General features: G+C 31.7%; 10 protein-coding genes. 3 read left to right on the forward strand and 7 right to left on the reverse strand.

Annotation, left to right across the window (positions count from 1 at the left end):
* Positions 1–294 precede the first annotated feature (294 nt).
* Entirely contained in the window at positions 295–963 is a 669-nt protein-coding gene (locus MK851_RS15505) for a DnaJ domain-containing protein (RefSeq protein WP_303510545.1), read from the forward strand.
* 103 nt (positions 964–1,066) lie between these two features.
* On the opposite strand, the gene priA is transcribed toward MK851_RS15505, so the two are convergent.
* From priA to MK851_RS15520, 3 genes are all read right to left on the reverse strand, one after another.
* Complete coding sequence (priA, locus tag MK851_RS15510; RefSeq protein ID WP_320244924.1) at positions 1,067–3,490, reverse strand: primosomal protein N'; 2,424 nt, start codon at positions 3,488–3,490, stop codon at positions 1,067–1,069.
* Between the two features lie 140 nt (positions 3,491–3,630).
* Positions 3,631–3,852 (reverse strand): VF530 family protein, encoded by a 222-nt coding sequence (locus MK851_RS15515; protein ID WP_303510547.1) that lies wholly within the window; start codon positions 3,850–3,852, stop codon positions 3,631–3,633.
* An 18-nt stretch (positions 3,853–3,870) separates the two neighbouring features.
* On the reverse strand, positions 3,871–4,416 hold the full coding sequence (locus tag MK851_RS15520) for a TlpA disulfide reductase family protein (RefSeq protein ID WP_320244921.1): 546 nt from the start codon (positions 4,414–4,416) through the stop codon (positions 3,871–3,873).
* A gap of 303 nt (positions 4,417–4,719) precedes the next feature.
* Here MK851_RS15520 and gcvT point away from each other — a divergent pair, with 303 nt between their 5' ends.
* On the forward strand, positions 4,720–5,802 hold the full coding sequence (gcvT, locus tag MK851_RS15525) for a glycine cleavage system aminomethyltransferase GcvT (protein WP_320244922.1): 1,083 nt from the start codon (positions 4,720–4,722) through the stop codon (positions 5,800–5,802).
* A 260-nt stretch (positions 5,803–6,062) separates the two neighbouring features.
* Here gcvT and MK851_RS15530 read toward each other — a convergent pair whose 3' ends face one another.
* Genes MK851_RS15530 through MK851_RS15545 form a run of 4 tightly spaced genes read right to left on the reverse strand, consistent with a single transcriptional unit; the run spans position 6,063 to position 10,354 of the window.
* Positions 6,063–7,163, reverse strand: coding sequence for an efflux RND transporter periplasmic adaptor subunit (locus MK851_RS15530; RefSeq protein ID WP_303510555.1), 1,101 nt, complete (start codon positions 7,161–7,163; stop codon positions 6,063–6,065).
* A gap of 34 nt (positions 7,164–7,197) precedes the next feature.
* Positions 7,198–8,415, reverse strand: a complete 1,218-nt coding sequence (locus MK851_RS15535) for an ABC transporter permease (RefSeq protein WP_303510557.1) — start codon at positions 8,413–8,415, stop codon at positions 7,198–7,200.
* 2 nt (positions 8,416–8,417) lie between these two features.
* The gene (locus tag MK851_RS15540; RefSeq protein ID WP_303510559.1) at positions 8,418–9,647 is read right to left on the reverse strand and encodes an ABC transporter permease; all 1,230 of its coding nucleotides are present in this window, start codon (positions 9,645–9,647) and stop codon (positions 8,418–8,420) included.
* Positions 9,648–9,649: 2 nt separating this feature from the next.
* Positions 9,650–10,354, reverse strand: a complete 705-nt coding sequence (locus MK851_RS15545) for an ABC transporter ATP-binding protein (RefSeq protein WP_303510561.1) — start codon at positions 10,352–10,354, stop codon at positions 9,650–9,652.
* Between the two features lie 148 nt (positions 10,355–10,502).
* Between MK851_RS15545 and MK851_RS15550 the strand changes: the two genes are divergently transcribed.
* On the forward strand, positions 10,503–10,916 hold the full coding sequence (locus MK851_RS15550; protein WP_320244923.1) for a thiol-disulfide oxidoreductase DCC family protein: 414 nt from the start codon (positions 10,503–10,505) through the stop codon (positions 10,914–10,916).
* The last annotated feature ends 73 nt before the right edge of the window (positions 10,917–10,989 follow it).

The following is a 10,989-nucleotide window of genomic DNA, read 5'->3' on the forward strand; positions in this document are numbered from 1 at the left end:
AAACTGATATTAGAAGTACCAATGAAAAAGATTTTAAAAACGTACAACGTTTTATCGATTTAAAAGAAAACGACCAGCTCTACACCCCAGAATATGTTGCCGAAACCATTTTTACCATAGACACCCAAAACAAACTACAAAATGGGGATATTGTGGATATTCGGAATTTTTAAAATATAATTTAACTTGATTCTTACCCTAAATTCTACTACCTTTCGCTAACGTTGAATATAAATTATTAAAACTGAATTAAACTCTTAAGTAAGATATATCTATTATTGATTAATCGAGAAAATGAACGAAAATTACTATCAAATTTTAGGATTAGAACCTAACTGCTCAAAAGAAGAAATAAAGAAAGCATATAAAAATTATGCTTCCAAATTCCATCCTGACAAACATAATGGTGATCCTTTTTTTGAAGAACAATTCAAAAAAATAAAAGAAGCATATGATTTTCTTATAAATAATTTTGAACGTAATAAATTTAACTCGAACTTCAACCAAAGAAAGTATAATTATAATCAATCTCGTAATTCTTACAGCAAATCTCACAACAACAATCACAAAGCACAAAAAGAAGAATTAGAGAAAATTAAAAAAGAAAAGATTAAAAAAAAACGTAAGACATTATACTATGTTGACGATAAAATTACGATAAACGGGGGAAATTTATTTGTAAATAATTTTTCTTATAAAATTGCTGATATTGACTATATTTTAATAAAAAAAGCTACTTCTACCAACAGTAAAACTTATGCTCCCATATTAATTCTTCTTGGAATTTTCACTCTTACATTTATTATTGGTATTTTCTTTTTATCAGCTGGTATTGCAGGTCTGTTTCATAAAGAATATATTTTGATTATCTACTACAAAGAAAATCATATCCCAATTATAAAAGGAAAGAAAAAATATATTGAAAAAATAGAGATGAGTTTGAATTCTGCTTTAAAAGCATAAAATCACAACATATAATCCTCTTAATCTTCCGACTTTTTTTCGAAAATTCCGCTATAATTTTTCAACTATGCAGGTATAACTCTATTAACGAAGCTAAAACCTCCTAATAAGCATCCACATCAATAATAAAACGGATCGGTCTAAAGTCTTTGACCGCTTCAAAAGTATTTTTAATTTTTTGTAATTGCTCTTTTGTTTTTCCTAAGGATTGCTTTGGCGGAATTTTAATCACTAAATTTTTAATATACTGATTTCGAATACGAGAAACTGCGGGTGCCGTAGGACCTAATACATTTTCATGAAACACATTTTGTAACGCTTTGGCTAACCAGTTAATACCATTATCAACACGCGTGTAATCTTTGTGTTTTAGGGTGATTTTTATCAAACGATAGTATGGCGGATAATGAAACTGCCAACGATCTTGCAACTGCTCTTTATACATTTCTGTATAATTGTTAGTAGATACCTGCTGTAAAATCTGATGATATGGGTTGTAGGTTTGTATGGCTACATTCCCTTGCTTTTTAGTACGTCCTGCCCTACCCGATACTTGTACCATCAATTGAAAAGCACGTTCGTGTGCTCTAAAATCAGGAAAATTAAGCATAGCATCTGCATTCAAGATTCCTACCAACGATACGTTTTCAAAATCTAATCCTTTCGAAAGCATTTGTGTTCCTACCAAAACATCAATTTCTTGGGCTTCAAAAGCCCCAATAATCTTTTGATACCCATATTTTCCTCGGGTGGTATCCAAGTCCATTCGCCCAATGGTATGGTTCGGAAATAGTTCTTTTAACTCGAGTTCTATTTGCTCCGTTCCAAAACCTTTGGTGTCTAAAGTAGCGCTTCCACAAGCACCACAGCTGTTCGGCATGGAACGCTGATAATGGCAGTAATGACATTTTAACTCCTTTCGGAATTTATGATAGGTTAAACTCACGTCGCAATTCGGACATTGAGGAGATACCCCACAAGTAGTACATTCTACCACTGGCGAAAATCCGCGTCGGTTTTGAAATAAAATAACCTGCTCTTTTTCCTCTAACGCTTCCGTAATTATTTTTAGCAATCGATCAGAAAAATGACCGTTCATTTCCTTTTTTCGATGCTTTTCTTTAATGTCTATCAGCTCGATTTTAGGCAACTGAATGTTCCCGAAACGACGCGTTAATTCTACAAATCCGTATTTAGATTGTGTAGCATTGAAATAACTCTCTATCGATGGCGTAGCAGAACCTAACAACACTTTTGCTTGGTGTAAATGACCTAATACTACCGAGGCATCGCGTGCGTTGTAACGTGGTGACGGTTCAAATTGCTTGTACGACGTTTCGTGCTCTTCATCCACAACAATCAACCCTAAGTTTGAAAACGGTAAAAACAACGAAGAACGTGCTCCTAAAACAATTTGTGCTTTCGGTTTGTTTTCTAACACGTTATTCCACACCTCTACCCGTTCATTCATTGAGTATTTTGAATGGAATACCGAAATAAAGTTTCCAAAGTAGTTTTGTAAACGGGTGATGATTTGGGTTGTTAAAGCGATTTCTGGCAGTAAAAACAATACTTGTTTTCCTTCGGCAATCACTTCTTTAATCAGTTTTACATAAATTTCTGTTTTACCAGAACCTGTAACCCCGTGTAATAAACTTACCTGCTGAGTTTCAAAAGAAGTTTTTATTTGATTGAAGGCTTCCTGCTGAAACTCATTCAACTCTTTTATCTGATTCGTTTCCCCTTGATAATTGATTCGATCGGTTTGAATGTGATAAAATTCAAAAATATCTTTCTCTACCAAGGCTTTTATAACCGCAGAAGAAGCTCCCGACTGTTCTTCTAAATCTTTTGCTTTTATCGGCTTTTTAGCTGCTACTAACTGAAAATACGTCAGTACCGCTTCTCGTTGCTTTTTAGCTCTTGAAAGTTGCTCTAAAAGTGTTTGTAAGCCTTCATTTGAATTATAGTTGTTATGTAACCGAACATACTTAACCAGTTTAGGTTTGTAGGTTTCGTAAATCTCTTCTTTAATGTAAATCGCGCTCTTCTCTATTAATCCGTTAATGATAGGTAGTACGGTTTTTTTTCCTAAGATATCCGAAACTTGATGTATGGTTAACTGTGAATGATGCTGTAAGGCTTCAAAAATTAAAAACTCTTCATCGGTTAAAATAGTTTCCTCAGTGAATTCCTCGTTTTTATAGACAATCGTTTCACTTTCTAGCAAAAATGCTGAGGGTAAGGCTGCTCTGTACACATCTCCTAACGAACACAAATAATAACTCGAAATCCACTGCCAGTGTTTTAGTTGCTGTTCCGTTATAATAGGCGTATCATCTAAAATTTGATGAATGTCTTTGGCTTCATATACTTCGGGTGCATTTTGGTGAATGTTAAACACCAATGCGGTATAAATTTTACTTTTTCCGAAAGAAACCGCTACACGCATTCCTTTTTTTAAGAAAGAGGCTTCTGCTTCGGTTACCGAATAGGTAAACGTTTTTTGCAACGGAATGGGTAATATGACGTCGATGAAATGGATAGAATCTTCTTTTTAAGTTAGACCAAAACTACACAAAAATGAGTAGACTATAAATACTAAGTTTGTGTATTTAACCTTTAGTTTCTAGGTATTTTATACTAAACTCTAAAGGGTTATTTGAGTTAATCACTTATCATTTCTAAGTACAACTTTTCTACTTTAGCTCTCGCCCAAGGTGTTGTTCTTAAAAACTTTAAACTCGATTTATAGGTTGGGTTCTTTTTAAAGGCATTTATATTCAACATCTCTCCCATTTCTTCCCAACCATATTCTAGGTATAGTTCTTCTAACATGGTGGCTAGTTTTATTCCGTGAAGCGGATTGTTTGGTTGTTCTTGACTCATCCTACAAAGGTAAATATTCTATTGTAGTAATTCGTCTAACAAAATTCTAAATTTATCACTATTCCAATCGGCAGGTCCTTTTTTATCTACAACAATAGTTCCGTTCTTATCAATTATAAATGTTGCAGGAATTGAGTTGCTTACTAACTGGTTGGGTACTTTTGATAAGATGTTATAGGTTGGTAAATCATACCCTTTGTCTTTATAAAAAGCCTCAATCGTTGTCCAATCCTCGTTACTCACAAATACAAACTCAACCTTGTCTTTATAATCGTCGTATAGTTTTTGAATACTTGGCATTTCGGCAATACAAGGTGGACACCAAGTTGCCCAAAAGTTTATAAAAACTACTTTACCCTTTGTTTCATTAAAATCTATATTCGAAGTATTTAAGCCTTTAAGATTCCAATTGTAGTCATTTAATGTTTCTCTTTTTTCTTCAGTAATCGTTGAAGGAGAAAACGAAACTAACCTAATAAAATAAACTTTAGTTGGCGGGTATAATAATAAACCAATAATTACGACAAATATGATGTTTGAAATTGTTTTTTTGTTGAGTTTCATTGAAATTATTTTTAGCTGAATTGTCGCTTTAATCACTAGAACATTACAGAGTAATTATCTTTTCTCTTAACCTTTTTCAAATCTACCATTCTTTGCTAAGACGAGGAAAATATTAACAAACATTTGGGTACTATACTATTATAATATTACACAGATTCGACTGTATTGTTTGCTAATTTTTCAATACTTTAGCATCACTTTTTTAAATAAACAATACATAATAATGAAACCTACATGAATAAAATAATGTTTACTTATTATTTTATTCGTTAAAAGGTTACAAAAACAATAAAAAACAAACACATGAAAAATACAGCTTTATCACATGTACATGAGGCTTTGGGAGCCAAAATGGTTCCTTTTGCAGGTTATAATATGCCTGTACAATACGAAGGAGTAACTGCTGAACACGAAACTGTTAGAAAAGGAGTTGGTGTTTTTGATGTAAGCCATATGGGAGAGTTCTTTTTAAAAGGAGAAAACGCTTTGGCTTTAATTCAAAAAATATCTTCTAACGATGCTTCTAAATTAGTTCCTGGAAAAGCACAGTACAGCTGTATGCCTAATACTGACGGAGGAATTGTAGATGATTTAATTATTTACATGATTGCTGAAAATGAGTATATGTTAGTAGTAAATGCTTCTAATATTGAAAAAGACTGGAACTGGATTTCTCAACACAACGATTTAAACGTTGAGATGGAGAACCGTTCTGAAGAATGGTCGTTATTAGCTATTCAAGGGCCTAAAGCTGCCGAGGCTATGCAATCGTTAACTTCAGTTGATTTATCTACTATTAAGTTTTACACTTTTGAAATTACTGATTTTGCTGGAATTCCGAATGTAGTAGTTTCTGCTACTGGATATACTGGTTCTGGTGGATTTGAAGTATATGTAAAGAATGAAGATGTTGAGCAACTTTGGAACAAGGTTTTTGAAGCTGGTAAAGATTGGGGAATTAAGCCTATTGGTTTAGCTGCTCGTGATACGTTACGTTTAGAAATGGGCTACTGTTTATATGGTAACGATATTGATGATACTACCTCTCCTTTAGAAGCTGGTTTAGGGTGGATTACTAAGTTTACAAAAGATTTTGTAAATGCTGAAGCTTTAAAAGCCCAAAAAGAAGCAGGTGTTACTCGTAAGTTAGTTGCATTTGAATTAACTGAGCGTGGTGTTCCTCGTCATGATTACGAAATTGTTGATGCCGATGGAAACAATATTGGTCGTGTTACTTCAGGAACGATGAGTCCATCGTTAGGAAAAGGAATTGGATTAGGATATGTTACTATTGAAAACTCTAAAGTTGATAGTGCTATTTTTATCCAAGTTCGTAAAAAACAAATTCCTGCTAAAGTAGTGAAGTTACCTTTTTATAAAGGTTAATCATATTTCTAAAAAAAAGCAGCTTTTTAAAGCTGCTTTTTACCCCTTAAAGAATAATTTAATTTTCCCCAAAAAATTAAATTGAATACTCATTTTTTACTTTGAGCACTTCAAATATCTAGAACAAAAGAGCCTTTTTAGTTTTAACATCCTTAAATGACACCTTTTTAGATATAAGTGTACTATTTTACATCTTAAAAGTTAAAAAGCAGTTCTTTAAAGAACTGCTTTTTAACTATAAATCAATGTTTTAGATATTATTAATCTTTCTTCTCATCATCTTTTGATACTTTGTTCCAGATTTTAATTTCATCATCGGCAGTTATTCCTTCCAAAATCTCAACATTAACCCCATCTGAGATACCTAATTTAATTTCTCTTTTTTCAAATTTTTGATCTCCTTTTTTTACTTCTACATAAGGTTCCTCTGTTTTTCTATCAAACTGTAGTAAAGCTTCTTTTATAGACAAAACACTATCTTTTTTATTTAAAACTATTTCTGCATTTGCACTATAACCTGCTCTAATAAAATGCTCTTTATCCAATGATACATCTGCTTTAATTTTAAACTGTACTGCTCCACCTTCATCTGTTCCTTTAGGTGCAATAAAATTTAGTACCGCAGGAAACTTCTTGTCTTCTATAGCCCCTAAAGCAACTTCTATATTAGTTCCTTTTTTAAGTTTACCTACTTCGGACTCATCAACTTGACCTTCAAAAATCATTTTCGTCATATCTGCAATAGTAGCTATGGTAGTACCTGCATTAAAATTGTTAGACTGAATAACTTGATACCCTTTTTTTACTGGAATTTCCACTACCATTCCAGAAGTTGTAGCTCTTATATTCGTATTAGCTCCTGAAGAACCAGCTGACCCTCTTTTAATAATTTGAAAATCATTTTGGGCATTTCTTAAATCATTTTTTGCTTGATTGTATGACAATTGTGATGCTTCAAACTCTTGACTAGAAATAACACCTTTATCAAAAAGCTTCTTATTTCTATCGTATTGCGTTTTAGCATTGTTTAATTGAATTTGTACTGAGTTTATTCTTCCTCTAGCACTTTGTAACGATTGTTCGTTAGGTACTACTCTAACAGTTGCTAATAAATCTCCTGCTTTTACAATAGCTCCTTCTTCAACCACAATTTTATCTATAATTCCTGCTATTTGAGGTTTTATTTCTACTTCTTCTAAAGGTACTACTTTTCCTGTAGCTACACTCTTTTTTACAATGGTAGCTTTGAAAGGTTTTTCTGTTTCATATTCAATTGGTGATGCACTGTTCTTTTTACCAAACCATATTAACACCGCTATTAATGCTAACGCTACCCCACCAAAAACGATTATTCTTTTCATTTCTTTATAATTTATTTTCTTGTTAATTGACTGTTTATTCTTCTCTTAATGCCTCTATAGGTTGTATTATTGTTGCCATATAAGCAGGTATAAACCCTATTAAAGTTCCTAAAACTATTAATACTGTATAAGCTATTAATATTATGGGAATATCTACTGTCGGATTTGTTAATAAGTCTGCTGCATCTATTCCCATTAAAACTAATCCTCCTGCTATAATCCCCAGAGAGCCTGCTAACAAGGTTAAGAAAACTGATTCTAAAATAATTTGTTGTCTTATTTTTCCTGGTGTAGCTCCTAATGCTCTTCTGATTCCAATTTCCTTGGTTCGTTCTTTTACCGTTATCAATAATATATTACCAATAGCAAAAACTCCTGCTATTAAGGTTGCAATCCCTACAAACCAAGTTAAAAACTGCATTCCTGTTAAAAAACCTGTTACTTTAGCTATTTCTTTTCCTAAATTAAACCCTCTAAAAGCTCTATTATCATCAGGGTGTATTTTATGTAGTCTTTGTAGTAAAACTTTCACATCTGCTTCTACTTGTTCAATATCATATTCAGTTTTTCCTGTGATAACCATCCAACGAAATTTATCTCCCTGATTATAAACAAGTCGAAATGTACTAAATGGTATATGGATATTATTGGTACCTTCAAACCTACTTGGTTTATATACGCCTATTATCATATAACCAATGTTGTTTATTTTTATGTAAGAACCTAGAGCTTCTTCATCTTTATCAAATAATTGCTTGTAAACTTCATCACTTATTACACAAACTTTTTTATTTTCATTAATATCTTGTTGATTGATAAATCTGCCTTCTATTAACTTTTTCTTCTGTACTTTGTCTAATAAAGGGTAATCTCCAAAAACTGTTAAATTAGCTGTTTTAAGACCATATACAACTTGACTTACAGTTACATTTCTGGGAACGACAAACTCTACACCTTCTATTTCGCTTCTTATTTTTTCTACATCTCTTGTTGTTAAATTAATTTGTCTTCCTTCTTGAAAGCCTTTAAATGGTTTTGATGTTTTACTTCCAGACATAAAAACACTATTCGTTGCAAAATCACCAAACAAGTTATTAAATCCGTTTTCAATTCCTTTTGCTGCACCTAAAAGTCCTACTAATAAAAGTATTCCCCAAAAAGCTCCAAATATTGTAATAGCTGTTCTAGTTTTGTTTTTACGAATACTTCCGTAAACTTCTTGCCAAGTATCTTTATCAAATAAAAACTTCATAATTAATCTGCTCTTAAGGCTACAATTGGTTTAATTCTTGCTGCTTTCTTTGCTGGTAAATATCCTGCTATCATTCCTGCTAAAATCAAAGTAACTGTAGCTCCAATAACTACTGGTATTGATACTCCTGGGTTTAGTATAAAATATTTTTCTAAACTAGGCCCTACTAATTCTAATATTCCTACCCCCAACATTAAACCTAAATACCCTGATATTGCAGTAATTAAAATCGCTTCAAACATAATCATTGATACTATAGATTTTGGAGTTGCTCCAATTGCTTTTCTTATTCCTAATTCTTTAGTACGTTCTTTAACAATGTATACCATAATATTGCTTATACCCACAATACCAGCTATTAAGGTTCCGAATCCTATAATTAAAATCAGAATACTTAACCCTACCATCATACTCGATACTTCTTTATTACCTGAAGCATAATTATTAATTCCAATTCCTCTTTGATCACTTGGTGAAACTTCATGCTTCTTCTTTAATTCTCTATGCATTTTACTACTAAATGCTAGAGCTTCATCTATACTCATTTCTGGATTATAAGTCATTCCAAACTCATCTACATAATCATTATTACCATAAATTTGCTGCATAGTAGTAAATGGTATATATATATAACGTTCATCACTATCTCCCCCTGGGTCAGAAAACACACCTATAATCTTATAGATAATCCCTCCTATATTTATCTGTTTGCCATAGGCACTTATTTGGCCAAATAAATCCTTCTCAACCATACGACCAATAACAACTACTTTTGCTTTTTCTTTAATATCACGGATATTTAAAAAACGTCCTTCAGTAACTTCAGCTGATTCTAATAAATCATATTTTGGGTATACACCTCTTATCGTATAATTATCTTCCTCTGTTTTATAAACTACTTTTGCTGTTCTTTGTAATCGAGGGCTTATCATTTGAATTTTATCGGAATATTTTTCTTTTAAAAACTCAAAGTCATTATTTTTGAACTGAATTCTTCTACCTATTTGATGTCCTTTATAAGCTTTTGTTGTTGTATTTGTCCATATATATATTGAATTAATAGCATCTTTTGCAAACTCATTTTTAAATGTATTTTGAAGTCCATTACCCATTCCAAATAATAGTGTAAATAGTAAAATAGCAAAGGCTACCGTGAAGCCAGATAAAGCTGAACGCAACTTATTTTTACCTATACTTTGAAATATTTCTCTCCAGCGATCTAAATCAAACATAATTAAATTGCTTTTGCTTTATTCGTTGCTGTTTCTGTTAACTCATCGCTAATTATAACTCCATCTTTTAAACGAACAACTCTATTAGTTTGTTCTGCTACTTCTTCTTCGTGTGTAATTACAAAAACTGTCATTCCTTCGTCATTAATTTCTTTTAACAAATCCATTACTGAATCGGTTGTTGTAGAATCTAACGCTCCTGTTGGTTCATCCGCTAACACTACTTTTGGTTTTGTTACTAACGCTCTTGCAATTGCTACACGTTGTTTTTGACCTCCAGAAAGCTCATTTGGTAAATGGTTCGCCCATTCTTTTAATCCTACTTTTTCAAGATACTCTAAAGCTGTTTCTAATCGTTCTTTTCTACCAACTCCTTTATAGTATAAGGGTAATGCTACATTTTCTAAGGCTGATTTGTATGATATTAAGTTAAAAGATTGGAAAACGAATCCTAAAAACTTATTACGTAATACAGCAGCTTTCTTTTCATTTAAGTTTTCTATCAACTGTCCGTTTAAGTAATAGTTTCCTTCGTCATGTGTATCTAATAAACCTACAATATTTAATAAAGTAGATTTTCCTGATCCTGAAGACCCCATAATTGATACAAATTCGCCTTCTTTTATATGTAAATCTAATCCTTTTAAAACATGAAGTGAGTCTTTTCCTATAGGATAAGATTTGTGAAGATTTTCTATTCGAATCATAGTGTTAGTTAATTTTTAAATAAAAATAAATACTAATTTCTCTAATCTACTAATAAATTATTGCTAAATCATTATTTACTTTCTTACAAGACGCTTAATTTTGATTTATGTTACAAGTTAACACTTAATTTTTCTCAAAAAATTAAATATGAACAATTTACCTAGTAATAAAAAAGTGATTTTATTTGATGGTGTTTGTAATTTTTGCAACGATAGCGTGTTAAAGGTTATAAAATACGACACCAAAAACAAATTTGTTTTTACTTCACTTCAATCGGATATAGGAAAAGAAATTACACAGTATTTAGGGGTAGATACCTCTAAAATTGATTCTATTATATTATATGAACCGAACGTTTCTTACGATATTAAATCTTCAGCTGCGTTAAAAATTATGAATGGTTTTGGTGGAATATGGAAATTAACGCAATTTTTTTGGATATTTCCAGAGAGTTTTAGAAACTTAGTATACGATTACATTGCTAAAAATCGTTACAAATGGTTTGGTAAAAAAGACGCCTGCATGATTCCTTCTAAAGAAATACAAGAAAAATTTTTATGAGTCGTCCTAAAATAGGTTGACATATTAAAAAATATAATTTAAACCAGAGAAGCTAGCTTCTCTGGTTTTTTAT

Origin of the sequence: Tenacibaculum sp. 1B UA (genome assembly GCF_033978845.1) — a bacterium.
In the GTDB taxonomy this organism is placed as follows: Bacteria; Bacteroidota; Bacteroidia; order Flavobacteriales; family Flavobacteriaceae; genus Polaribacter.

Coding starts and splice junctions, on each gene's coding strand:
- MK851_RS15530 (WP_303510555.1), bottom strand. CDS start 7,163: ATGAAAAGAATAATCGTTTTTGGTGGGGTAGCGTTAGCATTAATAGCG.
- MK851_RS15520 (WP_320244921.1), bottom strand. CDS start 4,416: ATGAAACTCAACAAAAAAACAATTTCAAACATCATATTTGTCGTAATT.
- MK851_RS15540 (WP_303510559.1), bottom strand. CDS start 9,647: ATGTTTGATTTAGATCGCTGGAGAGAAATATTTCAAAGTATAGGTAAA.
- MK851_RS15535 (WP_303510557.1), bottom strand. CDS start 8,415: ATGAAGTTTTTATTTGATAAAGATACTTGGCAAGAAGTTTACGGAAGT.
- MK851_RS15550 (WP_320244923.1), top strand. CDS start 10,503: ATGAACAATTTACCTAGTAATAAAAAAGTGATTTTATTTGATGGTGTT.
- MK851_RS15545 (WP_303510561.1), bottom strand. CDS start 10,354: ATGATTCGAATAGAAAATCTTCACAAATCTTATCCTATAGGAAAAGAC.
- MK851_RS15505 (WP_303510545.1), top strand. CDS start 295: ATGAACGAAAATTACTATCAAATTTTAGGATTAGAACCTAACTGCTCA.
- MK851_RS15515 (WP_303510547.1), bottom strand. CDS start 3,852: ATGAGTCAAGAACAACCAAACAATCCGCTTCACGGAATAAAACTAGCC.
- gcvT (WP_320244922.1), top strand. CDS start 4,720: ATGAAAAATACAGCTTTATCACATGTACATGAGGCTTTGGGAGCCAAA.